This is a genomic window from Nakamurella alba, from assembly GCF_009707545.1.
In the GTDB taxonomy this organism is placed as follows: Bacteria; Actinomycetota; Actinomycetes; order Mycobacteriales; family Nakamurellaceae; genus Nakamurella; species Nakamurella alba.
Map to the genome: position 1 here is coordinate 457307 of NZ_WLYK01000006.1, position 23445 is coordinate 480751.

25 protein-coding genes are annotated in these 23445 nt (G+C 72.1%); 13 read left to right on the forward strand and 12 right to left on the reverse strand.

The features are described 5' to 3' along the window. Positions 1-2: 2 nt before the first annotated feature. Positions 3-908 carry an SDR family NAD(P)-dependent oxidoreductase gene (locus tag GIS00_RS17275; protein ID WP_154769650.1) on the reverse strand — a complete coding sequence of 302 codons (906 nt, stop codon included), beginning with the start codon at positions 906-908 and terminating at the stop codon, positions 3-5. 23 nt (positions 909-931) lie between these two features. Continuing rightward, entirely contained in the window at positions 932-2008 is a 1077-nt protein-coding gene (locus tag GIS00_RS17280) for a serine hydrolase domain-containing protein (protein WP_322098068.1), read from the reverse strand. A gap of 116 nt (positions 2009-2124) precedes the next feature. On the opposite strand from GIS00_RS17280, the gene GIS00_RS17285 reads away from it, so the two are divergent. The 3 genes from GIS00_RS17285 to GIS00_RS17295 are packed head-to-tail and all read left to right on the forward strand — an operon-like array spanning position 2125 to position 4860. Further along, complete coding sequence (locus GIS00_RS17285) at positions 2125-2622, forward strand: cation:proton antiporter regulatory subunit (RefSeq protein ID WP_154769651.1); 498 nt, start codon at positions 2125-2127, stop codon at positions 2620-2622. A gap of 28 nt (positions 2623-2650) precedes the next feature. Then, complete coding sequence (locus GIS00_RS17290; RefSeq protein WP_154769652.1) at positions 2651-3922, forward strand: cation:proton antiporter; 1272 nt, start codon at positions 2651-2653, stop codon at positions 3920-3922. Next, the gene (locus GIS00_RS17295) at positions 3919-4860 is read left to right on the forward strand and encodes a phosphotransferase (protein WP_154769653.1); all 942 of its coding nucleotides are present in this window, start codon (positions 3919-3921) and stop codon (positions 4858-4860) included. Before GIS00_RS17290 ends, GIS00_RS17295 begins: the two co-directional genes overlap by 4 nt. Before the next feature lie 35 nt (positions 4861-4895). Here GIS00_RS17295 and GIS00_RS17300 read toward each other — a convergent pair whose 3' ends face one another. The 4 genes from GIS00_RS17300 to GIS00_RS17315 all read right to left on the reverse strand — a co-directional run bounded on the left by GIS00_RS17300 (position 4896) and on the right by GIS00_RS17315 (position 8065). Beyond that, complete coding sequence (locus GIS00_RS17300; protein ID WP_196073329.1) at positions 4896-5738, reverse strand: nucleotidyl transferase AbiEii/AbiGii toxin family protein; 843 nt, start codon at positions 5736-5738, stop codon at positions 4896-4898. Then, positions 5735-6247: a type IV toxin-antitoxin system AbiEi family antitoxin domain-containing protein gene (locus GIS00_RS17305; RefSeq protein WP_230313692.1), complete on the reverse strand. Its 513-nt coding sequence runs from the start codon at positions 6245-6247 to the stop codon at positions 5735-5737. The genes GIS00_RS17300 and GIS00_RS17305 overlap by 4 nt, the downstream gene beginning before the upstream one ends. Before the next feature lie 109 nt (positions 6248-6356). Further along, positions 6357-7763, reverse strand: a complete 1407-nt coding sequence (locus GIS00_RS17310) for an AI-2E family transporter (protein WP_154769656.1) — start codon at positions 7761-7763, stop codon at positions 6357-6359. After that, on the reverse strand, positions 7760-8065 hold the full coding sequence (locus tag GIS00_RS17315) for a GNAT family N-acetyltransferase (RefSeq protein ID WP_154769657.1): 306 nt from the start codon (positions 8063-8065) through the stop codon (positions 7760-7762). The genes GIS00_RS17310 and GIS00_RS17315 overlap by 4 nt, the downstream gene beginning before the upstream one ends. A gap of 173 nt (positions 8066-8238) precedes the next feature. Here GIS00_RS17315 and GIS00_RS17320 point away from each other — a divergent pair, with 173 nt between their 5' ends. The 3 genes from GIS00_RS17320 to GIS00_RS17330 are packed head-to-tail and all read left to right on the forward strand — an operon-like array spanning position 8239 to position 10860. Then, entirely contained in the window at positions 8239-9207 is a 969-nt protein-coding gene (locus GIS00_RS17320; protein WP_154769658.1) for an ABC transporter substrate-binding protein, read from the forward strand. A gap of 28 nt (positions 9208-9235) precedes the next feature. Beyond that, a complete protein-coding gene (locus GIS00_RS17325; RefSeq protein ID WP_154769745.1) occupies positions 9236-10093 on the forward strand; it encodes an amino acid ABC transporter permease in 858 nt (285 codons plus the stop codon). Between the two features lie 5 nt (positions 10094-10098). After that, the gene (locus GIS00_RS17330; RefSeq protein ID WP_154769746.1) at positions 10099-10860 is read left to right on the forward strand and encodes an amino acid ABC transporter ATP-binding protein; all 762 of its coding nucleotides are present in this window, start codon (positions 10099-10101) and stop codon (positions 10858-10860) included. Positions 10861-10884: 24 nt separating this feature from the next. On the opposite strand, the gene GIS00_RS17335 is transcribed toward GIS00_RS17330, so the two are convergent. From GIS00_RS17335 to GIS00_RS17345, 3 genes are read right to left on the reverse strand one after another with little or no spacing between them, the layout of a single operon-like run. Beyond that, entirely contained in the window at positions 10885-11553 is a 669-nt protein-coding gene (locus GIS00_RS17335; protein ID WP_322098071.1) for a pyridoxamine 5'-phosphate oxidase family protein, read from the reverse strand. A 22-nt stretch (positions 11554-11575) separates the two neighbouring features. Then, the gene (locus GIS00_RS17340) at positions 11576-13138 is read right to left on the reverse strand and encodes a putative bifunctional diguanylate cyclase/phosphodiesterase (protein ID WP_154769659.1); all 1563 of its coding nucleotides are present in this window, start codon (positions 13136-13138) and stop codon (positions 11576-11578) included. After that, positions 13122-13547: a DUF7793 family protein gene (locus GIS00_RS17345; RefSeq protein WP_154769660.1), complete on the reverse strand. Its 426-nt coding sequence runs from the start codon at positions 13545-13547 to the stop codon at positions 13122-13124. The genes GIS00_RS17340 and GIS00_RS17345 overlap by 17 nt, the downstream gene beginning before the upstream one ends. A gap of 268 nt (positions 13548-13815) precedes the next feature. Here GIS00_RS17345 and GIS00_RS17350 point away from each other — a divergent pair, with 268 nt between their 5' ends. The 4 genes from GIS00_RS17350 to GIS00_RS17365 all read left to right on the forward strand — a co-directional run bounded on the left by GIS00_RS17350 (position 13816) and on the right by GIS00_RS17365 (position 18362). Further along, on the forward strand, positions 13816-15483 hold the full coding sequence (locus GIS00_RS17350; RefSeq protein WP_154769661.1) for an FAD-binding dehydrogenase: 1668 nt from the start codon (positions 13816-13818) through the stop codon (positions 15481-15483). A 61-nt stretch (positions 15484-15544) separates the two neighbouring features. Next, positions 15545-16342, forward strand: coding sequence for an LLM class F420-dependent oxidoreductase (locus GIS00_RS17355; protein ID WP_154769662.1), 798 nt, complete (start codon positions 15545-15547; stop codon positions 16340-16342). A 242-nt stretch (positions 16343-16584) separates the two neighbouring features. Next, complete coding sequence (locus tag GIS00_RS17360; RefSeq protein ID WP_154769663.1) at positions 16585-17529, forward strand: alpha/beta fold hydrolase; 945 nt, start codon at positions 16585-16587, stop codon at positions 17527-17529. A 125-nt stretch (positions 17530-17654) separates the two neighbouring features. Beyond that, a complete protein-coding gene (locus GIS00_RS17365) occupies positions 17655-18362 on the forward strand; it encodes a TetR/AcrR family transcriptional regulator (protein WP_154769664.1) in 708 nt (235 codons plus the stop codon). Between the two features lie 13 nt (positions 18363-18375). Here GIS00_RS17365 and GIS00_RS17370 read toward each other — a convergent pair whose 3' ends face one another. Together GIS00_RS17370 and GIS00_RS17375 are read right to left on the reverse strand one after the other, a co-directional pair. Further along, positions 18376-19719 (reverse strand): GH1 family beta-glucosidase, encoded by a 1344-nt coding sequence (locus tag GIS00_RS17370; protein WP_407666882.1) that lies wholly within the window; start codon positions 19717-19719, stop codon positions 18376-18378. Further along, a complete protein-coding gene (locus tag GIS00_RS17375) occupies positions 19625-20689 on the reverse strand; it encodes a DMT family transporter (RefSeq protein WP_407666875.1) in 1065 nt (354 codons plus the stop codon). The genes GIS00_RS17370 and GIS00_RS17375 overlap by 95 nt, the downstream gene beginning before the upstream one ends. A gap of 47 nt (positions 20690-20736) precedes the next feature. Between GIS00_RS17375 and GIS00_RS17380 the strand changes: the two genes are divergently transcribed. From GIS00_RS17380 to GIS00_RS17390, 3 genes are read left to right on the forward strand one after another with little or no spacing between them, the layout of a single operon-like run. Then, positions 20737-21270 carry a MarR family winged helix-turn-helix transcriptional regulator gene (locus GIS00_RS17380; RefSeq protein ID WP_322098072.1) on the forward strand — a complete coding sequence of 178 codons (534 nt, stop codon included), beginning with the start codon at positions 20737-20739 and terminating at the stop codon, positions 21268-21270. A 4-nt stretch (positions 21271-21274) separates the two neighbouring features. After that, a complete protein-coding gene (locus GIS00_RS17385) occupies positions 21275-21988 on the forward strand; it encodes a DUF6882 domain-containing protein (RefSeq protein WP_154769666.1) in 714 nt (237 codons plus the stop codon). A 13-nt stretch (positions 21989-22001) separates the two neighbouring features. Next, the gene (locus tag GIS00_RS17390; RefSeq protein WP_154769667.1) at positions 22002-22592 is read left to right on the forward strand and encodes a hypothetical protein; all 591 of its coding nucleotides are present in this window, start codon (positions 22002-22004) and stop codon (positions 22590-22592) included. Between the two features lie 5 nt (positions 22593-22597). Here GIS00_RS17390 and GIS00_RS17395 read toward each other — a convergent pair whose 3' ends face one another. Next, complete coding sequence (locus GIS00_RS17395; protein ID WP_154769668.1) at positions 22598-23419, reverse strand: class I SAM-dependent methyltransferase; 822 nt, start codon at positions 23417-23419, stop codon at positions 22598-22600. Positions 23420-23445: the final 26 nt, after the last annotated feature.

Here is a 23445-nt window from a genome sequence, read left to right on the forward strand (position 1 = left end):
GGTCAGGGCCGGAACAGCACGCCGGTCAACCGTTCCGACTCCGCCCAGAGCCATTCGGCGTCGGCGGGATCGGTGGCGGCGCGGGAGGTCCGGGCCGGGTGCGGCATCCCGGCGGTGAGGAACCGCGGGCCCCAGAAGTCGCCGGAGCGGACGCCGGACGCCGATGCGGCGTGCACCTGGGAACGCGCACCGTGGGCGGGCCGGGTTCCGAGCAGGGCGGTCGCGGCCCGGCCGATCCGTACCTGCAGCCCCGGATCGTCCTGCGGCGCAGGGCCTTCCGCGGTGGCGGACCATCCGGGATGGGCGGCGACGGCGCGGATGCCGCTGCCGACGGCCGCCAGCCGGCGGTGCAACTCGGCGGTGAACAGCAGCACCGCCAGCTTGGACTGGCCGTAGGCGGTGGCCGGGTCGTAGTCGCCGACCAGACCCATGCCGTGGTCAAGTCGCCGGGCCGACCGGTGGGCGATGGAGGACAGCGACACCACCCGCGCATCCGGCGAGAGCCGTTCGTACAGCAGCGCGGTGAGCGCGAAGTGGCCGAGATGGTTGACCCCCATCTGACTCTCGAAGCCGTCGATGGTGATCTCCCGTCGGGGCACCATCATCAGACCGGCGTTGTTGACCAGTACGTCGACCGGTTCCGAGCGGTCCCGGGCGAACCGGTGCACCGTCGCCAGATCCCCGAGATCCAGTGCCGCCACATCGATCCCGCCCGGAGCTCCGGCCCTCCGGATCCGCTCGGCGGCCTGCTCACCGCGTTCCGGCCGGCGGACCGCCAGCGTCACGTGCGCGCCCAGCGCGGCGAGGTCCAGCGCCGTCCGGAAGCCGAGGCCGGTGTTCGCCCCGGTCACCACGGCCCGCCGCCCGGTCAGGTCCTCTGCGGTGGTGACGCGGTGCCAACGGCTCATCCGGCGAACCTACTACCCCGGGTTCAGAAGCCGGACGGCCCGATCTCCGGGAACTGCGCGCGCAGCCAGTCGTGCACCACGTCGACCACCGGTTCGAACATGCTCTCCGCGTTGCCGAGGATCGCGACGTCCACGTCGATGTCCGGGTACCAGCGGCCGATCCCGCCGGCACCGGGCGACGCGCCGTCCTTGTAGGTGCTGCGCACCACCCCGCCGGCGTCCCGGACGAACTCCAGCGCATACCCGTACTCCAGCGTGCAGTCCTCGCGCCGGCGATAGACGTCGAACGGGGTGAGCATCGCCGTCGTCGAGGCCGGCGAGAGCACCTCGCCGGTGCGCAGCAGTCGCAGGAAGGTGGCGAGATCGCCTGCGGTCAGGTGGATCCCGCCGTCCGGGGCGCCGACCGGCGGGTACTCGTAGAGGTTCTGCGTCCAGCCGCCGGCCGGGTCGTCGGTGAGCGGCTCCCAGCCCTCGGCGACGTCCGGCCGGTCCTCCCGCCGGTCGAAGAACCCGCTGGAGGCCAGCCCGCACCGCTGCAGCACGTCGGTGGTCACCACCTCGCGGTACTCCCGGCCGGTCACCCCCTCGATCACCAGCCCCAGCACCACGTACCCGGCGTTGGAGTAGCGGAAGTCGGTGCCGGGCGCGAAGTTCGGCGGCAGCGAGCCGAACAGCGGCAGGAAGTCCCTGGTGCTGTTGATCGCCTGGCACGGCACCGTCAGCCAGACCGACGGCCGCGCCTCCGAAGGATTCGCGGGGTTCTCTTCGTCGAAGTCCGCAATCCCGGACCGGTGCAGCAGCAACTGCCGCACGGTGATGTCCGGGTCGATCACCGTGCCGGACAGGTCGACGAACCGGCCGATCCGCTCGTCGAGGGCCAGCCGGCCGGCGTCGACCAGCTGCAGCACCGCCACCGCGGTGAACACCTTGCCGATGGACGCGGCGTCGAACCGGGTCGCCGTGGAGACCGGGACCAGCCAGCGGCGGGAGGCCAGGCCGTAACCGGCGTGCAGCAGGTCCTGCCCGCCGCGGCGCACGCAGACGGTGCCGGAGAACCCCGCATCGGCGCAGGTCCGGAGGGCTTCGTCGAGGTCCGGCACGGTCGGACCGTACGCCCGGCACACGCACCCCCGCCACGGGATTACCCTCGACCGGTCCGGCGTTGCACGATCCGGGCAACGAATGCCCGGTGCAGGTCAGTGGAGGCGATACGGAGATGGGCATCTTCAGCGAAGACGTCGACATCAGCGAGACCCGGCTGCCCGGCGTCGGCATCCGCCACGACTTCCTCACCGAGGCCGGCCGGCGGGTCGGCGTGGTGAGCCACCGCAACGGCAAGCGCGATCTCGTGGTGTTCAGCAAGGACGACCCGGACTCGTGTTCCGCGGTGATCGGGCTGTCCGGCCAGGAGGCCGACGCGCTGGCCGAGTTCCTCGGCAACCGCAAGGTCATCGAGCGGCTGGCGAACCTGTCCGACCAGGTGGCGAGCCTGGCGACCGGCAAGATCCGGATCGCCCACGGCTCCCGGTACGACGGCCTGACCCTGGGCGCGACGAAGGCGCGCAGCCGGACCGGCGCCTCGGTGGTGGCCCTGCTGCGGGACGGCGAGGCCATCCCCTCCCCGACTCCGGACACCGGGCTCAAGGGCGGCGACGTGCTGATCGTGGTCGCCACCCCGGAAGCCATCGAGAACCTGCGCGAGATCGTCGCCTGACCCGGCCCCACCGCCCCGAGGAGCACCGATGAGCGAGGCCGTGCTCCTGATCGAACTGGGCGGCGTGATCCTGGTGCTGGGTCTGCTCGGTCGGCTGGCCGGCCGGATCGGGCTCTCCCCGATCCCCTTCTACCTGCTGGCCGGGCTGGCGTTCGGTGAGGGCGGGCTGCTCCCGCTGGACGCCCCGGCCGAGTTCATCTCCTCCGGCGCCGAGATCGGCGTCATCCTGCTGCTGCTCCTGCTCGGCCTGGAGTACTCCGCCCCCGAACTGGTGACGAACCTGCGGCAGCAGGCGCCCGCCGGGCTGGTCAACCTGGTACTGAACTCGGCGCCCGGCGTCATCTTCGGGCTGATCATGGGCTGGCCGGTGGCCGGCGTCGTCGCCATGGGCGGCATCACCTACGTCACCAGCTCCGGGATCACCGCGAAACTCCTGCAGGACCTGGGCCGGCTGGGCAACCGGGAGACGCCCGTCGTGCTGTCGTTGCTGGTCATCGAGGACCTCACGATGGCCGTGTACCTGCCGGTGCTGACCACGCTGCTGGCCGGGGCGAGCTTCGTCTCCGGCCTGACCTCGGTGGGCATCGCCCTCGTCGCGATCACCGCGGCGCTGGTCATCGCGCTGCGTTTCGGCCGCGGTCTGGGCCGGCTGATCTGGACCGAGAACTCCGAGGTGCTGCTGCTCATCGTGTTCGGCCTGGCCCTGCTGGTCGCCGGGCTGGCGCAGGCGGTGCAGGTGTCCGAGGCGGTGGGTGCGTTCCTGGTCGGCATCGCGCTGTCCGGCCGGGTCGCGGAGAGCGCGTACGCCCTGCTCTCGCCGCTGCGCGACTTCTTCGCGGCGGTCTTCTTCGTCTTCTTCGGCCTGTCCACCCACCCGGCCGACATCCCGCCGATGCTGGTCCCGGCGCTGATCCTCACCGTGATCACCGCGCTGACCAAGGTCGCCTCCGGCGGCTGGGCGGCGCGCCGGGCCGGGATCGGGCCGGGCGGCCAGATCCGCGCCGGCACCGTGATGGTGTCCCGCGGAGAGTTCAACATCGTCATCGCCGGGCTGGCCGCCGGCGCGGTGGTCGACATCCCGGGGATCTCCGCGCTCGCCGCCACCTACGTGCTGATGATGGCCGTGCTCGGGCCGCTGGTGGCCAGGGCCGGCGAGCCGCTCGGCCGGATCGCCGCCCGCCGGGCCACCCGCCGCACGGAGGCCGCGGCAGCACGTCGCGAGCCCGACCCGGCACCGGCACCCGAGCCCGGGTCCGAACCGGAGATCGCCGGCGAGGCCGCCACCGAGGGCACCGCGTGAGCACGCCGGGCAGTGACCTGGCCGCGCTCGCCGGTCGGCTGCTGCCCGGCCGTGACGTGCGCCCGGTCGAGGTGGTCGAGGTCGGCTGGGACCACCGGGTGCTGCGCGCCGAGGTGGACGGGGTCCCGTGGATCGTGCGGGCGCACCGGGAGGCCGGGGACCGGGCGATCGCCGAGCGGGAGCACCGGATCCTGCAGCTGGTCGCCGACCGGCTGCCCACCGCCGTCCCGCGGTGGGAGCTGTTCACCGTGGTCGACGACGTCGCGGTGATGGGCTACCCGAGCCTGCCCGGCAACCCGCTCGGCGAGGAACCGCGCAGCGACGGCGACTTCGTGCTCCGCTTCCCACCGCCGCTGCCGGAGCTACTGGTGGACCGGTTGGCCGCGACGCTGGCGCGGCTGCACGACATCCCGGCCGCCGAGGTCGGCACGGTGCTCGGCCCGCCGCCGGACCCGCAGGCCTTCCGCCGGCACCGGGCGCAGCGGGTGGACGAGCTGGCCGCCGCGGTGGAGGTGCCGGGCCCGGTGCTCGACCGCTGGCGGGCCGACCTGGCCCGGGACGAGCTCTGGACCGGCACCCCGGTGCTGATGCACGGCGACGTGCACCCCGGCCACCTGATGGTCTCCGGCGACGGCGAGCTGCTCGGCATCATCGACTGGACGGACTCCGGCTGGGGCGACCCGGCCGAGGACTTCCTGGACCACCGGCACGCGCTCGGCGCCGACGAGTGCCATCGGCTGCTGGCCCGCTACCGCTCGCTGCGCAGCACCCCGCCGGACGACGCCCTCGCCGACCGGACTGCCGTGCTGCAGTCGCTCGGGCCGGTCGGTACCGCCCTCTGGGGCCTGGAGACCGGCAACGACCACCTGGTCCGGCGGGCCCGGCAGCGGATGGACGACCAGGCCCACCGCCTCGCCGCCGGCCTCGACCCGGTCTGAGCGATCTGGATCCTCGGTGCACCCCGCTCGGATCCTCAGTTGACCTGTGATGCGTCGATGTCCGCAATCAGCCCGTTGACCCAACGGACTGCTGAATCCACGTCCGGGATCACACCCAAACCGTCGGCGGCCTCGGCATACAACGTGGGCCAACCGGGTCCGACCACGACCGTGGGGGGCCACGGATGGGAGCGTCGCGAGCGAAAGAGCCTCGTGCACAATTCGAGGGTCATCCCGAGATCCAGCGCGGATGGGTCGCCGGAGAGTAGCTGCAGATCGACCAGGTCGTGGGCTCGATCGCTGCCGGACGCTGAACAGGCGTGGAGCTTCTGAGCCACCTGGTCCTCGCGTGCCAGGACCGGGACAGGCCTGGGTCGCGGGAAGCCGAGCGCCTCGAAGATCACGCTGATCGATTCGGCCATCACGTCGACCGGTCTTTCCGTGTCGCCGATCTCGTCGCGACCGAGTTCCAGCGGCACCGTGAGCCATGACTGCCCACGGAAGTCCATCTTGAGGTCGTAGGGGCTCATCACGTACGTGGGAGGGATGCCGGCAGGACGAGGCCCGCGACGCGCCAACACTCGACCCGTGAACCCGTTCCAACCGACGCGTAGCCGCCGCTGCAGATCCTCGATGAAGACCTCGCGATCGGCATCCGTGGTGACGTCCAGATCCCGGGATGCGCGTGTCGCCTCAAGTCCGAAATGGACCCGGAGGGCAGTCCCTCCCTTGATCGCTCCGGCCGGTATCAACTGCCCGACGATCACACACGCAAGAGTGCGGGCGACCAGATGAGAATCGTTCGGGCCGGCGATGTTGTTCAAGCGGGCCTTGAGCGCGGTGAGGTTGCTCGGCGGTGTGCGGTGCCTGGTGTTCACGGCACGTTCCGGATCGCCTGGCGGACCTGGTGCGTTTCGGTCCTGGTGAGCAGCCCCTCCCGCTTCGCTTGAGTGACCGCATCCCGGAGTCGCTCCGGCATCACCTTGCCCACGCAGTCGATCAGTGCACGGGCGACCGTCGTCGATCGGATGCCCGAATACTCGGTGATGGCAGAGCATGGGACCTGCTCGTGGACGACCTCGACGAAGGCGGGGAGAGCCCCCCGGAATCGTCGTGGTGTACCGACGCGGATCCTTCGAGGGTTCACCAGGCCGAGTCCGTGCAGGGCGAGAACTGCATCCTGCGTGAGGTGGGCACCCGGACCCACCAACCGGACCGCCCGGGCGTACTGATCAACGTCGTCGAACGGCACATCCGACACGCGGTAGAGACCGTGACCGATCCTCTCGAGTCCTCCACGCGCGGCGAGCTTGCGGAGTTCGACGGCAGGAACGCCGATGGCAGCGGCATCTCCGGTCGAGACGTACCCGTGCTGGCCGACGGCCATGTCCCGCAGCCTCGAACGATTGGTGGTCACGTCACAACCGTACCATTTTCGGTACGGTTGTGACGCGATGTCCGGTGACCGGGAAGGGCCGACCGCCATGGCCTCCGGACTAGTGCCGTTCCTGCATCGGCATGACCACCTCGCGCACGATCAGCTGCACCGCCGCGGCGACGGGCACCGCGAGCAGGGCGCCGGTGACGCCGAGGAGGGCACCGCCGATGACGATGGCCACCACCACCGCGCCGGTGGAGATGTCGACCTGCCGGCGCATCACCCGCGGGTAGAGCCAGTAGGCCTCGAACATGTGCTGGACGATGTAGAAGCCGCCGGCGATGATCCCGAGGGTGATCGACTGGGTGAAGCCGATCAACGTCATCGAGACGCCGATGACGATCGGCCCGATCACCGGCAGGAAGTCCAGGACCGCGGCGCCCAGCGCGATCGCCCACGGGTAGGGCAGGCCGACGGCGGCGGCGAACACGCCGGCCACCAGGCCGGCCTGCAGCGCGACGACGGTGGCCCCGGACAGGTAGCCGCCCATCTGCTTGAGCACCTTGTCGCCGAGGTCCGCGACCCGCTGCCGGCGGGAGGCCGGCGCCAGCCGCCAGGCCGCCGCCTTGATCTTCGGCAGACCGGCCAGGAAGAACAGCGACAGCACCATCGCGACGAAGAAGTCCGCCAGGATGCCGGCCGCGGTCACGCCGGCGGTGACGATACTGCTGGCCGCGCCGCTGCCGATGTTCTGGATGATGTCGGAGTTCTGCAGCTGGTCCAGGATGTGGAAGCGCTCGTCCAGGCTCTTGATGGTGGCGTTGTTGCCGAGGTTCTCGATGTAACCGGGCACCGAGGTGGCGAAGCCGACGACCTCGTTGACGATCGGCGGGATGATCGCGAACACCGCGCCGGTCAGCGCCGCCATCAACGTGAGGAAGACGATGGTCACGGCGAAACCGCGCCGGATGTGGTGCCGCACCAGGAACGACACGGCAGGGTCCAGCCCGATGGCCAGCAACGCGGCCACCGAGATGACGATCAGCGTGCCGCGGATCGAGTCCAGCGACAAGAACGTCACGTAGGCGAGCAGCAGGCCCAGCCCGCCGAGGAAACCGGTCCGGAACGGGTGCTGGGACGGCCGGCGCTGCAGCTTCTCCTCGCGCTCCAGCGCCGCCTGCGTCCGCTTGTTCGCCTCCGCGGCGTTCTCCGCCGCCTCCGCCGCCCGGGTCGCTCGCTCGGCCCCCATCCGGGCGCTCAGCGTGGACAGCGCGCCGCGTACACCGTTCATCCGCTGCCGGCGGGCGACCGCGGCCACCGCGACCGGGTCGCCGGCCGCGGCGGCCGCGACCTCGGCGGCCTCCGCGGCGGGGTCGGCGTCGTGGTCGGAGAGGGCCTCCATCGCCGCGTCCAGCGCGCGGTCGATGTCGTGCTCGCCGGCGTGACCGGTGCCCTGGTCGGCGGGAAGGTCGGCCGGGCCACCAGTGGGTTCGGGATCGTGCCGCCGGTCCCCGGGCGGGGTCACCGGGCCACCAGGTCGACGTAGTCCGGGTGCCGGGACAGCCAGACCGGGATGTAGGGGCAGCTGGGCACGATCGTCACCCCGGCGGCGCGGGCCTGGTCCATCACGTGGGTGACCAGCACCGACGCCAGGCCGGTGCCGCGATAGCCGGGGTCGGAGTAGGTGTGGGTGAGGTCCCAGATCCCGGGCAGCGCCGTGTAGTCGAGCTCGGCGATCTGCCGGCCACCCTCGTCCACCACGCGGAAGCGACCGCGCTCCGCCAGGTGCTCGATGCTGCCGCCACCGGGAATCGACCCGTTCTCCATCGACACTCCTCGTCCTCACGCCGTGCGGCGATGGTGGCACACCACGGCGACGGTTCCGCCGCCGCCGGGTGGGTTCGTATGCTGACGGCTCCGCGCCGGATCGACGATGCCCCGGCACACCCGCCACCAGCACCCCGACCGGTACCCGCCGGTACCCAGAATCCGAGGCCGTCATGTCCGCTCGCCATGCAGTGTCCACCGCGGTCCTGGGTGTCGCCGCTCTCGCCCTGGCCGCCTGCGGCAGCGACCCGTCGCCGACCGCCGGCAGCACCACCCCCGCCGCCACCAGCCCTGCGGCCTCGAGCTCCGCCGCGACCAGCTCTGCCGCCCCGAGCAGCGAGGCGCCGAGCAGCAGCGAGGCGCCGACGAGCGGGAGCGCAGCCCTCCCCGCGGAGTGCGCCCCCGCCGATCTGGCCACCCAGGAGGCCGGCACGCTGACCATCGCGACCTCGGAGCCGGCCTACGAGCCGTGGATGGTGGACAACGACCCCACCAACAAGAAGGGCTACGAGTCGGCGATCGCCTACGCGGTGGCGGAGAAGCTCGGCTACACCGACGACCAGGTCACCTGGACCCGGGTGGCGTTCAACGCGGCGATCTCCCCGGCGCCGAAGGCGTTCGACTTCGACATCAACCAGTTCTCCATCACCGACGACCGCAAGCAGGCCGTCGACTTCTCCTCCGGCTACTACGACGTGACCCAGGCCGTGGTGACCGTGGACAGCTCGCCGATCGCCGGCGCCACCACCGTCGCCGACCTGAAGTCGGCCAACCTCGGCGCGCAGATCGGCACCACCAGCCTCACCGCGCTGCAGGACCAGATCGCCCCGGACAGCGACCCGCAGATCTTCCAGACGAACGACGCCGCGGTGCAGGCGCTGAAGAACGGTCAGGTCGACGGCCTGGTGGTGGACCTGCCGACGGCCTTCTACCTGGCCAACGCCGAGCTGGAGGGCGGCAAGCTGGTCGGCCAGCTGCCGCCGACCGGCGAGGCGGCCGAGCAGTTCGGCCTGCTGCTGGAGAAGGACTCGCCGCTGACCACGTGCGTCAGCGCGGCCGTCGACGCGATCCGCGCCGACGGCACCATCGACGCGCTGGCGACCGAGTGGCTCGCCGACGCCGGCGCGCCCGTCCTGGGCTGACCGCGGACCGGTGACCGGCCCCACCGGCATGCAGGACGACTGGACCCCGTCACCCCTGCAGCAGCAGCGGATCGCCTACCGGCGGCGCCGGGACAACCGGTCGGCGCTGATCGCCGCCGGGTCGACCGTCCTGCTGCTGGCGGTCGTGGTCATCGCCGTCGTCAACACCAAGGGCTGGCCGCAGCTGCGGGCCTCGTTCTTCAACCTGGCCTACGGCTGGGAGGTGTTGCCGGACATCGCGAAGGGGTTGTGGCTCAACGTCCGCCTGATGGTGGTCTGCGAGATCGCCATCCTGATCCTGGGTCTCACCCTCGCCCTGCTGAGATCGCTGCGCGGACCGGCCTTCTTCCCGCTGCGTGCCCTGTCGACGGTGTACACCGACGTGTTCCGCGGGCTGCCCGCGCTGCTGGTCATCTACCTGCTCGGGTTCGGCGTGCCGTCGCTGCGCATCGAATGGCTGCCGAGCAGCGGGCTGTTCTGGGGATGCGTCGCGCTGATCCTCACCTACTCCGCCTACGTGGCCGAGGTGTTCCGGGCCGGCATCGAGTCGGTACACCCCTCGCAGCGGGCGGCCGCCCGCTCGCTCGGCCTGAGCCACGGCCGCACCATGCGGTACGTGGTGGTGCCGCAGGCGTTCCGCCGGGTGATCCCGCCGCTGCTCAACGACCTGGTGTCGCTGCAGAAGGACACCGCGCTGGTCGCCGTGCTCGGCACGGTCTACTACGACGCCGTGCTGCAGGCGCAGATCGACATCGCCGAGACCTACAACTACACACCGTATGTCGTGGCCGGCCTGCTGTTCCTGGTGCTGACCATCCCGATGACCCGGCTGACGGACCTGGTGGCCCGGCGGCAGGGCTGGCAGGGCGCGGGCGGTGCGGTGTGACGGATCTGGTCAAGGGCGGTGACCCGGCGGAGCCCGGGCACCTGCTCGAGGTGCGATCGCTGCGCAAGTCCTACGGCACCGGCGTGGTGCTGCGCGACCTGTCGCTGACCGCGGCACCGCACACCTGCACGGTGCTGATCGGCGCGTCCGGGTCCGGCAAGTCGACGCTGCTGCGCTGCATCAACCTGCTCGAGGTGATCGACGACGGGCAGGTGCTGCTGGACGGCGAGGACATCACCGACCCGCGGGTGAACCCGGACCGGGTACGCGCCCGGGTCGGCATGGTGTTCCAGTCGTTCAACCTGTTCCCGCACATGTCCGTGCTGGACAACATCACCCTGGCCCCGCGCCGGGTGCACGGGATCGGCCGGGAGCAGGCGGAGGAGACGGCGCTTGCCATGCTGGACCGGGTGGGGCTGCGGCAGCGCGCGGCGGCCCGGCCGGACCAGCTCTCCGGCGGTCAGCAGCAGCGGGTGGCGATCGCCCGGGCGCTGGTCAACCGCCCGGTGCTGATGCTGTTCGACGAGGTGACCAGCGCGCTGGACCCGGAGCTGGTGGGCGAGGTGCTGGCGTTGCTCGCGGATCTGCGGTCGGACGGCATGACCATGCTGGTCGCCACCCACGAGATGGCCTTCGCCCGGGACGTCGCCGACCGGGTGGCGTTCCTGGCCGACGGCGGGGTGGCCGAGGTCGGCCCGCCGGAGCAGGTGCTCGCCGACCCGCAGGACGACCGCACCCGGAAGTTCCTCCGCCGCGTGCTCGGCTGAGATCCCCTGGGACGACCAGGCGGATCAGGCCTTCGTCGGTCCCTCGTACAACGTCGCCGCGGCGTAGTCGGCCAGGGTGGCGTCGTACTCGGCGGCCTGCGCCGCGGTGAACTGGCCGAGCTCCTGCTGCAGCCGGCCGGTGGACGGCAGCGTGCTGCGGTCGACCTGCGCCGCCGGGTCCCACAAACCGGACCGCAGCAGCGCGCGCTGGCACTGGAAGTAGACGCAGTCGACCGACACCACCAGCACGGTGGCCGGCAGCACCCCCTGGATCCGGCAGCGCTCGAGCAGGTCCGGGTCGGTGGAGATGACGGCGGTGCCGCGCACCCGGACCGCCTCGCCCATGCCGGGGATCAGGAAGATCAGTGCGATCGCCGGGTCGTGCAGCAGGTTCCGCAGGGTGTCCAGCCGGTTGTTGCCGCGCCGGTCCGGCAGCAGCAGGGTGCGCTCGTCGAGCACCTGCACGAACCCCGGCGGGTCGCCGCGCGGCGAGCAGTCGATGCCGGCCGGACCGTGCGTGGCGACGATGCAGAACGGCGCCGCGGCCAGCAGTTCCACGTAGCCCGGTGTCAGCACCGGACTCTCCTTGCCCAGCGCACGGGCCACCGGGGCCGGGTACAGCGCGGACAACGCAGCCGCATCGGTGATCAGGTGCTCGGTGATCAGGTGTTCGCTGCCGGGAGGGTCGCCCACGCCTCCACCGTAGCGACGGGCCTCAGGCCGAGTGCAGCCCGCGGACCTGCTGCCGCCGGCAGGCCGGACCCCAGGACGCCTCGAGCGCGGTGGGGCTGAGCGGGCGGCCGAGGTGGAAGCCCTGGGCCAGCCCGGCACCCAGGTCGCGCAGTGTGCGGAGCTCGCCCGCGGACTCGACCCCCTCCACCACCGACCGCAGCCCGACCGAGTCGATCAGCTGCAGCACGGCGGCCAGGAAGCCGCGCTGGTCCGGGTCACGGTCCAGGCCGGTGATCAACGAGCGGTCGAGCTTGACGGTGTCGATCGGCAGCCGCCGCAGGTAGCTGATGGAGGAGTAGCCGGTGCCGAAGTCGTCGATGGCGACACCGACACCGGCGTCGCGCAGCGCCTGCAGCCGGTCGGTGGCCCCCGCGCCCGCGGTCATCAGCGCCGTCTCCGACAGCTCGATCAACAGTCGGGACGGCGGGACCCCGTGCGCGGCCAGCTGGTCGACGACGTACCGGTCCATGCCGGACCGGCGCAGCTCGACCGCGGAGATGTTGACGTGCAGCTGGAACTCCGGGTCCAGCGGCAGCCGGCGCTGCCAGTCGGCCAGCCGGCGGATCGCGTCCCGCACCACCCAGCGACCGAGATCGTCGATCAGGCCACTGGTCTCGGCGATCGGCACGAACGCGGAGGGCGACAGCAGTCCGCGCTGCGGATGCTGCCAGCGGACCAGCGCCTCCGCGGCCACCATTACGTCGTCGGACAGCCGCACGATCGGTTGGAACTGCAGGAACAGCCGGTCCTGGGCGATGGCCTCGGCCAGGTCGATACCCAGGGTCAGCCGGTCCACCACCGCGTCGTGCATGTCCCGACGGAACACCTGCACCGCACCGCGTCCGGAGGCCTTCGCCGCATAGAGGGCGGTGTCCGCGTCGCGCAGCAGCACCGCCGGCCCGAGTCCCGCCTCGCCGTCCCGCACCCCGATGCTGGCGCCTGCGCTCACGATGCGGCCGGCGATCAGGAACGACCCGTGCAGGGCACGCAGCATCTCGCTCGCCATCCGGTGCACGGTGGTCCGACTCGCCTCCGGCACCAGCACGCAGAACTCGTCGCCGCCCATCCGCGCCACCGTGGCCCGGTCCGGCACCAGCGAGAGCAGGCGGCGGGCGACCTCGATCAACACCGCATCACCGGCGGCGTGACCCATGGTGTCGTTGATGTCCTTGAAGTGGTCGACGTCGATCATCAGCACCGACGGCGGTGGCCGGCCGTCCTGCCGGTCGCAGGCCTCGGCCAGCCGCTCGGACAGTCGCACCCGGTTGGCCAGCCCGGTCAGCGGGTCCTCCAGGGCCATCCGCTCGAGCTCCACGCGGGCCGCCTCCAGCTCGGTGGTCCTTGCCGCGACCCGCATCTCGAGCTCGGCGTGCACGTCCCGCAGTTCGCCGGCCAGCATGTTGATGCCGGTGCTCACCGCATCGACCAGGTCCCGGCGCGCACTGATGTCCATCCGGGCGTCCAGGTCACCGGACGCCATCCGCACGACGACGTCGACCAGTTCCTCGAGACGTCGGTCCTGCGCCGGCTCAGTCACCCCGCTCACTGCGCGCCCTCTCGTCGCGCAGCCAGTGCAGGGCCTCGGCCCGGTCGGTGAAGTAGCGGGTGGCCGCCGACGGCTGGTTGACGCCGATCACGAAGGTGGCCATCACCCGGTCCACCGGGGTCTCGCCGAGCAGGGCGACCGCGGCGGTGCCGGACGGTTCGCCGAAGGCGTTGCGGGCGGCCGTGGTGACACCGGCGATCCCGGTCATGTCCACCAGCAAGGGGTGCATCCGGAAGCCGCCGCCGCAGAACTCCTCCATCCGGTCGGCGGCGTACCTGGCCAGGTCCTCGTCGATCATCAGGTCCGGCCGCCAGGACAGGTGCACCACCGAGTCCGCGTCCATCTCCAGGCGCAGCACGTCGTCGCCGCCGACCGGCGGCGTCGGGACGGGTTCGGAGAGCGGACGCACAGGGTCCAGAGTAGCGCCGCACACTGCTCCGACCGGGCCACATCCACCACCTGCATGACGCCGGAACATGCTGTACCGCAACGGTTTCCGGAACGTCTCTGCACACTTCCGACCGACCCCGGACACAGCCGGTGACGGCCCGGACCGCCATCGGGTGGCCGCGCACCGCCCACGACCGACCGGGCGGCACACCGAGGCAGCACGCGATCGCGGACCGAGGGTGCCCGGGCAGGGGCGGAATTCACCGTGCTGTGGCAACCTCGTTCCCATGCGGAGAACCACCGACGTCATGGTGATCGGTGCGGGTCTGGCCGGGCTGGTGGCGGCCACCGAGGCGGCGGACGCCGGGCGCCGGGTGATCGTCCTGGACCAGGAGCCGGCGGCCTCGCTGGGCGGGCAGGCCTGGTGGTCGTTCGGCGGGCTGTTCCTGGTCGACTCGCCCGAGCAGCGTCGCCTGGGCATCAAGGACTCGGCCGAATTGGCCCTGTCCGACTGGATGGGCACCGCCGGCTTCGACCGGCCGGAGGACCACTGGCCGCGCCAGTGGGCGCACGCCTACGTCGATTTCGCCGCCGGCGAGAAGCGGTCCTGGCTCAAGCAACAGGGCATCGCCCTGTTCCCGGTGGTGCAGTGGGCCGAGCGCGGCGGCTACGAGGCCGGCGGCCCGGGCAACTCGGTGCCCCGGTTCCACATCACCTGGGGCACCGGCCCCGGGGTGCTGACCCCGTTCGTCCGGCGGATCACCGAACACGTCCGGGCCGGCCGGGTGGAGATGGCGTTCCGGCACCGGGTGACCGCGCTGACCACCACCTCCGGTCCCGACGGCATCCGGGTCACCGGCGCCACCGGTGAGGTGCTGGTCCCGTCCGGCGCCGGCCGCGGCGAACCGTCCTCGCGCGAGGTCGACGGTGACTTCGAGATCGTCGCCGGCGCAACGGTCGTCACCTCCGGCGGAATCGGCGGGAACCACGACCTGGTGCGCCGCAACTGGCCCACCGGGTTCGGCGCCGCCCCGGCGACCATGATCTCCGGGGTGCCCGACTCGACCGACGGCCTGATGCTCGGCGTCGCGGCCCGGGCCGGCGGCCGGCTGATCAACGAGGACCGGATGTGGCACTACCCGGAGGGCGTGATCAACCACTCCCCGGTGTGGACCGGCCACGGCATCAGGATCCTGTCCGGGCCGAGCCCGCTCTGGATCGACGCCCTCGGCCGCCGGCTGCCCGCTCCGCTCTTCCCCGGCTTCGACGCCCTCGGCGCGCTGCGGCACATCACCGGCACCGGGCACGCACACTCCTGGTTCCTGCTCGACCGGCGCACCATCGGACCGGAGTTCGGCCTGTCCGGGTCGGAGCAGAACCCGGACCTCACCGGCCGTTCGGTGCGGAAGCTGTTGCGGGAGCGGGCCGGTGGCAAGATCACCCCGGCGGTGCAGCGGTTCCTGGACGACGGGGTGGACTTCCTGGAGGCGCCGACGCTGCCGGAGCTGGTGGCCCGGATGAACGAGCTGGCCGGTGCCGACCTGATCGACCCGGTGGCCCTGGAGCAGGTGGTGCGCGGCCGGGACCTCCAGGTGCGCACCGGGCTCGGCCACGACCCGCAGGTCACCGCCACGGCGATGGCCCGGACCTACTTCGGCGACCGCCGGATGCGGGTGGTCCCGCCGCACGAGATGCTGGACCCGGAGGCCGGGCCGCTGATCGCGGTGCGACTGCACGTGCTCACCCGCAAGACCCTGGGTGGCCTGGAAACCGACCTGACGGCAACGGTTCTCGGCAGCGACGGCAACCGGGTGGCCGGCCTGTACGCCGCCGGCGAGGCGGCCGGGTTCGGCGGCGGCGGGATGCACGGCCACCGGGCCCTGGAGGGCACCTTCCTCGGCGGGTGCCTGTTCAGCGGCCGCGTCGCCGGCCGCACCGCCGCGATCCTGGCCTGACCACCGTGCCTGATCCACCCCTGGCTGCGTGGCCGCGCGTGCGCGGGGGAACCATGGAGCCATGACCGACTCCACCAGCACCACGCCGATCCGCATCGGCGTCCAGCTCCAGCCGCAGCACGCCGACTACTCCGCCATCCGCGACGCCGTCCTGCGGGCCGAGGACCTCGGCGTCGACATGATCTTCAACTGGGACCACTTCTACCCGCTCTACGGCGATCCCGACGGCAAGCACTTCGAGTGCTGGACGATGCTCGGCGCCTGGGCCGAGCAGACGGAGCGGGTGGAGATCGGCGCGCTGGTCACCTGCGGCGGGTACCGCAACCCGGACCTGCTGGCCGACATGGCCCGCACGGTCGACCACATGTCCGGCGGCCGGCTGATCCTCGGCATCGGCAGCGGCTGGTTCGCCAAGGACTACGAGAACTACGGCTACGACTTCGGCACCGCCGGCAGCCGGCTGGACCTGCTCGGCGAGTACCTGCCGCGGATCCGGGACCGGTTCGCGCAGCTGAACCCGGCGCCCACCCGGGAGATCCCGGTGATGATCGGCGGCGGCGGCGAGCGCAAGACGCTGCGCTACGTGGCCGAGTACGCGCACATCTGGCACGCCTTCGGCGACCTGGAGACGATGACGCACAAGTCGGCCGTGCTGGACCGGCACTGCGCCGACCTCGGCCGGGACACCGCGGCGATCGCCCGGTCCACCTCGGCGCCGGCCGACGTGACGGACACCGCGCAGGCGGACGCGCTCGTCGACCTCGGCTTCAGCATGTTCACCGTCGGCGTCGGCGGCCCGGACTACGACCTGGACGCGCTCGCCTCCTGGGTGCGCTGGCGGGACTCCCGGGTCGGCTGATCCGGGCGGGTCGCCCGCCACCCGTTCGCCGGGTGACCGTGACCAGAACTTCACATCACGAATCGGTGTCGGTGCCGTGCCGGGGCATTCGGTTCGGATAAGAAAGTGGTGGTCAGGAGCAATCCGTCGCGCCGCCGGGGACGTATCACGCGCGACGGGGGCGGTTCCTGCCCACGCAGTACACCTCACGAGCAGGGTGAGGGATTCCGGCAGCGATCGAGCGGTAGAGGATGGGGCGGCGCGTGCTTCCCACGGCCAGCAGTGACGTGCATCTGTTCGACGAGGACGACTCGGTCCTCGGCCCCGTCGACCACCCGACCTACGGGGGCATCCGGCTGCCCGACGGCCGGGCGTTCGCGTGGTCGGAGTACGGCAGCCCGCGCGGCGTGCCGTGCCTGCTGATCCCCGACCTCGGGTCCTCGCGGCTCGCCCCGACCTGGCTGCTGCACGATTCGGCGCTGCCGACCTCGATCCGGCTGCTGGCCCTGGACCGACCGGGCACCGGCGAGTCCGACCCGGTGGGCCTGGGCGGGCGGCACGACCCGGCCGACGACCTGGCCCATCTGGTGCAGACCCTGGCCGTCGGCCGGATCGCGGTGATCGGCATCGGCGAGGGCGTGGACGACGCCATGGCCTTCGCCGCACGCCACCCGCGGATGGTCACCGGCGTCACCGCGGTGACCGTCCGGCTGTCCGATGCGCCGGCCCCTCGCCGCTCCCTGCGACGCCCGTTCGGCGACCGCCGTGTCCCGGTGTCCGGCGCTGTCCCGCAATGGAGTGCCGCGCTCGGCGACGGGGCCGATCTCACCGACATCTCCTCCTGGCAGCGGGCTCTCGATCGACTCGACGAGCGTGCGCTGCTCGCCCTCGGCGATCGGTGGCAGGAGGACGACTTCCGGGCGGCGGTCGCCGCCGACGCCGGCGAGAGCGGTGGCGACTGGCGCGGGATCGCCGGCGGATCGCCGTCCCGGTCCTGGGTCGACGCGCCGGCGCTGCAGCAGTTGCCGGTGCGGTTCTGGCACGGGCAGTCCGAGGCACCGACCCCGCTGAGCGAGGTCCGGGCCCTGGTCGCCGGCCGCCCCACCTGGGAGCTGTCGGCGGTGTCGGCCCCGAGCGCGCTGCTCGGCTGCTGGCCGCAGATCCTCTCCACCGCCGCGGCCGGTTTCCGCGCCCCCACCGCTGCCTGACCGGGCACCCGGGATTTCCCTGACATCCCGCCCATCCGTCGGACCCACCCCTCCGAACACCTCTGCACAGGCGTAGTGACCACCGGTCCGTCGGGCCGGGCAGACAACACGGAGGGGTGGACGGCGTGTCAGGAGACGACCGCAGAACGGCCATCGCGGTGGCGGCGGTGGAACTGGTGTCCGAGGAGGGCGTCCGCGCCCTGACCCATCGCAGCATCGACCGGCGGATGGGGCTGCCGGAGGGCTCGACCTCGTACTACATGCGCACCCGGCGTGCCCTGCTCAAGGGCATGGTCGAGGAGCTGTCCCGGCAGGGCGGCCGCGACTTCCAGGTGATGGCCGAGATGACCGAGCGCCGTGAAGGTCTCGGCCCGGACACCGTCGGGCTGTTCGCCGCCTCGGTGGTGGTGGCGACGCTGACGCAGCGGCGTGCCCAGGCCGCCGCCCGGATCGCGCTGGCCACCGAGCTGACCGCCGATCCCGAGCTGCACGCGCAGATCACCTCGCGCGCCCCGTCCCGGGAGCCGCTGCTGAACGTCGTCGGCGGCATGTTGTCCCGCCTCGGGGTGCGCGACGCCCGGCGCCGCGCGGCCGATCTGGTGGCGATGATGGACGGGATGATCTTCGACCGGATCGCCGGCGCCCGGATGAACGAGCCGTTCCGCGCCGGTGAGGTGCACCTGCAGCTCACCGACACCTTCGGTTCCTGGGTGCGCGGGCTGCTGGCCTCCGACGCCGCACACCGGCAGTCGACCGGCCATGCCCCGATCACCACCGGACCGACCCCGGTGGCCCGGACCCCGCACATCCCGGCCGCCCGCGCGGTGCGGTAGCCGCCCGGAGCCGTCAGCCGATGGTGCCGGTGCGCACCACCTCGCGGTACCAGAGCGCCGAGTCCTTCGGCGTCCGCAGCTGCGTGTCGTAGTCGACCCGGATGATGCCGAAACGCCTTTCGTAGCCGAACGACCACTCGAAGTTGTCCAGCAGCGACCAGACGAAGTAGCCGCGCAGGTCGATGCCCTGCTCCAGCGCGTCGAGCGCCGCGGTGAAGTGCCGGCGCAGGTAGTCGATCCGGTTCTCGTCGTGCACGGCGCCGTCCGGCGCCACCTCGTCGTCGAAGGCGGCGCCGTTCTCGGTGACCATCAGCGGGGTGTCCGGGAAGCGGCGGCCGATCCGGACCAGCAGGTCGCGGAAGGCGTCCGGGTCGATGTTCCAGCCCATCGCGGTGTACGGGCCGGGCTGCGGCAGGAACTCGACGTCCTCGCAGCCGACCCACGGGCTGCCCGCGCCGTCGCCGTGCCCGTCCGCCTGCTGGCGCTCGCCGGTGCCGTCGTAGAACCGGGCCCGGCTGGAGGAGTAGTAGTTCACCCCGAGGATCGACAGCGGGATGCGGATCAGCGCCAGGTCGCCGTCATGCACGAACGACCAGTCCGTGACATGAGAGGTGTTGTCCAGCAACGACTGCGGGTAGGCACCCTCGAGCATCGGGCCGAGGAACACCTCGTTGCCGACGTCGTCGATCTTCGCGACCGCCGCCCGGTCCGCCGCCGAGTCCGGGTCCACCGGGTGCGTCACGTGCAGGTTCAGCGTCACCGACACCTTGGTGTCCGCACCCAGCACCTCACGGACGGCGGCACCGGCCAGCCCATGCGCGAGGTTCAGGTGGTGCGCGGCGGCCAGGGCGGCGGCGCCGTCGGTGCGGCCGGGCGCGTGCACCCCGGAGGCGTACCCGAGATAGGCGGCGCACCAGGGTTCGTTGAGCGTGGTCCACACCGAGATGCGATCACCCAGCTCCTGCGCCATCCGGCGCGCGTACTCAGCGAACAGATAGGCGGTCTGCCGGTTGGTCCAGCCGCCCTCGTCCTCCAGCTCCTGCGGCAGGTCCCAGTGGTAGAGCGTGACGACCGGTTCGATGCCGGCCGCCAGCAGGGCGTCGACCAGCGTGGAGTAGAAGGCGATGCCCTCGGCGTTGAACTCCCCGCGGCCGCCCGGCTGCACCCGCGGCCAGGCGATGGAGAAGCGGTAGGCCTTCAGCCCGAGATCCTTGATGTGGCCGATGTCCTCGGCCCACCGGTGGTAGTGGTCGTCGGCGACGTCACCGGTGTCGCCGCCGAGCACCTTGCCCGGCGTGTGCGAGAACGTGTCCCAGATGGACGGTCCGCGGCCGCCCTCGGCGACGGCGCCCTCGATCTGGTACGACGCGGTGGCCGACCCCCAGGTGAAGTCCTCGGGGAAGCGGCGGGTCGGAGTGCTCATCGTCGGGTCCTTCGTCCTCGTCCCCGGCGGGCGCCGGTACGCCCGGCGCCGGACGCCGGGCCAGCGTAACGCTGCCGACCAGGATCCCTCCCAGGACGAGTCCCAGCCCGAGGAGCTGCCGGACCCCGAGGGTCTCGCCGGCCAGCAGCACCCCCAGCAGCACCCCGGTCACCGGGTTGAGCAGGCCGACGAGTCCGACCGTCGCCGCCGGCAGCCGGCGCAGTCCGGTGAACCAGCAGAGGAACGCCAGTGCGCCGGCAACGACCGCGACGTAGCCGAACGCCAAGATGCCCGCGGCGTCGGTGGACGGCGGGCCGCCCTCGACGAGGACGGCGACCGGGACCAGCACCAGACCGCCGGCCAGCAACTGCCAGGAGGTGCTGACCAGCACGTCGGTGTCGTCCCGCCAGCGCTTGGCCAGGATGTAACCGACGGACGACATCAGCATCGCGGCCACGGACGCCAGCACCCCGGTGATGCCGACACCGGTGGCACCGGAGAGCAGCAGCAGCGCCACCCCGACGATGCCGACCAGCGCACCGCACACCTGCCGCAGCCGCGGCCGCTCGCCGGCGAGACCCCAGGCCAGCAGCATCATGGCGACCGGCGAGGTGGCCATCACCGACGACGCGATGCTGGTCGGCAGCAGCTGTGAGGCGAGGTAGATGAGCGTGAAGAAGGCGCCGACGTTGAGCACTCCGAGCACCAGCGACTTCCACCACCAGCTGCCGTGCGGTCGCCGCGGGCGGATCGCCCAGAGCAGCAGACCGGCCGGCAGGGCGCGGAGTGCGGCCCCCCACAACGGATGTCCGGCCGGCAGGAAATGGTGGGTGACGTAGTAGTTGGACCCCCAGGCGATCGGCGCGACCGCCGTCACCAGGATCCAGCGGAATGTAGCTTCCATGGAAGCTACCGTAGCAGAGTATCTTCCTCGGAAGATACTCTGTCGGGGTGACCGTCCCGGAGAGCCCCGACCACGTCGCCCGCATCCAGGCCGCCTGGGCCCGGGAGCGACCCGACCTGGACGTGCGCGCCCAGGGGGTGATCGGCCGGCTGCACCGGGTCGGCGCCCATCTCACCGAGCGACTGTGCCTGGTGTACAAGCGGTTCGGGCTCGCCGAGGGCGAGTTCGACGTGCTCAGTACGCTGCGCCGGGCCGGGGCGCCGTTCGAGCTGGCCCCGGGTGAACTGGCCGCGCACACCATGGTCACCACGGGTGCGATGACGAAGCGGATCGACCGGCTGGAGCGGGACGGTCTGGTCACCCGGCGCCCCAGCGTCACCGACGGCCGCGGCCGGGTGGTGGCGCTGACGCCGGCCGGCCGGGACCTGATCGACGAGGCGTTCACCGCGCACATGCGCAACGAGCGGGAGCTGCTGGACCAGCTGGACCCGGCCGACGCGGAGCTGCTGGAAGGCGCGCTGACCAGGTGGCTCGCCGTCTTCGAAAGCCGTGCCGCGGTGGGCGGTGTCCCGTTAGATTGACGCCATGACGGCTCCGGGCCCCACGGTGGACGACCTGCTGGACGACGCGGCCCTGCTGTCGCTCGAGCACCAGCTGCATCTCAAGGACCTCGGCGGCCCGCCGGAGGACGCCGCGGTGCACCTGCTGGGCGATGCCGATCCCGAGCGCGGCACCTTCCGCTGGGTGTGGGCGGATCCGGAGGGCCATCCGCCCGCGGCGACCGGGCTCGCCGAGTGGCTGCGCGGGTTCGGTGAGCAGCACGGTGTGCCGGTGTTCACCCGGGCCGAGATCCCGTTCGCCGAGCTGCCCGGCTCCCCGGCCGATGCGCATCGGGTGGCGGCCACGATGTGCGAGCTGGCGAAGCCGGTGTCCGGACGCTGGACGGCGGTGCTCACCGGCGACGGCACTGTCCGCACGGCGGCCCTGCTGGACCACCGTTCGCTCGAACTCGGGGAACCGGTGCCGGCCCGGGCGCTGCGGGTGCTCGCCGAGGGCCTCAACGAGCTGCCGATCACCCTGCACCGGCGCGCGCTCGCCACCTACGGCCGGCTCCGCGGGCTGCAGGTGCACGACAACCCCGACGGCAGCATGTCCCTCGACATGCCGGGCCTGCGCGCCGTCGTCCGCCCGCTCCCCGCCCGCCGCGCCGACTTCGGTCCCCCGCAGCACGCCGCCGAGGACGACGGCACCCACCACCTCGCCGGCCCCGCCGTCGACATCAAGTACCGCTTCGACTGAGAAGGGGCGCGCCGTGCGCACTGCGGCGAACTGCGCGACGTGGTGGCACGCCGGCGTGTTCCCGGCCTACGTGCGCCTGCCGCATCCGGCCTACATCCCCGGCAGTCCCTCGGACGTGGAGATCACCTGGCGGGAACAGGCACGAGCCAGAGGCGTCCGTCTCGATCCGTCGGTCTCCTGGGACGACCTCGACGCCGAGGCCGACAGGATCCTGCAGAGACCGGTGGTGGGCACGTCGCCCGAGCACATCATGGCCGCCGTCCTCGACCTGCTGCACGTCGAGGGTGGGGACCTGGTCTCCGGGTTCCGGGATGTACTCCCCGTGCCGGACATCCCGCTGCGCGACGACTTCTGGCTGGACGCTCCCGGCAGGCATCATTGCGGTCTGGTCGACCGGCAGGCGGTCGATGTGGCCACCGCCGCCGGCCGCTCACCGAACCTGTTGTGGCCGGCAGGCGACGACGCCATCGCGCCGCCATGGCTGGTGGTCGTCGAGATCGACGACCGCAGCACGATCGTCGCCTGCAGCCGTGAGATCGCCGACCGACTCCTCGGACTACCGGGGATCGAGTCCTGGGAATTGCGCGACCCGGTCACCACCTGACGCGCTCACCGCCGGCCGAGCAGCACCCGCACCGTCGAGAGGTCCGGCACCGGGAGCAGGCCGTCGAGAGCGGCCTCCAGGTGGGCGGCGAAGGCTAGCCGATCAAGGCCCGGGGCCGGCAGCATCTCCGGGCCGAGGGCGGAGCAGACCAGGCCGAACACCTCCTCCGCGGTGAGCTGCACCGTACTGTCGCGAGCCATCTCGGTGACCCGGAACCCGTTGTCCTCCATGGCCAGGCGCAGGCCGGCGAGCTCCTCCGGGCTGGTGGCGCAGGTGCGGGTCAGGGTGATCCCGAACCACTGCTCGATCGCCGACCGCAGCGCCCGGCTCGCCGCTGTCGACTGCATCCAGATCGGCGTCCCGTTCGCCAGTACCGCCAGCCCGCCGCCCGCCGGCAGCACCCGGGCGGCGTCGGCGAACAGCCGCCGGTGGTCCATCAGGTGGATCGCGGTGCCGACGGTGATCAGCCGCAGCGTCCCCGGTCCGAGCGCCACGGCGACAGCGGGCAGTGCGGTGGCGTCGGCCAGCACCGGGAGCAGGTTCGCCGTGCCCGCGCGGCCGGCCCGCCGGCGCGCGTACCGGAGCATGTCCGCGGACGGGTCGAGCGCGATCACCGTCGCCATCCGGCGGGCCAGTGGCACGCTCAACTGCCCGGTGCCGCAGCCGATGTCGATCGCCACCGCACCGTCGGCCGCGCACGCGGCGACGAGCTCGTCGACCAGGTCCTCCGGGTAGTCCCGGCGGTACCGGTCGTAGAACGCCGCCACCTCACCGCTGAAGTCGGGGACCTCGTCCAACTGGACCGGCGCATCCGTCGGGAACGTCATGGCCCCTGACGCTAACGGGCAACCGG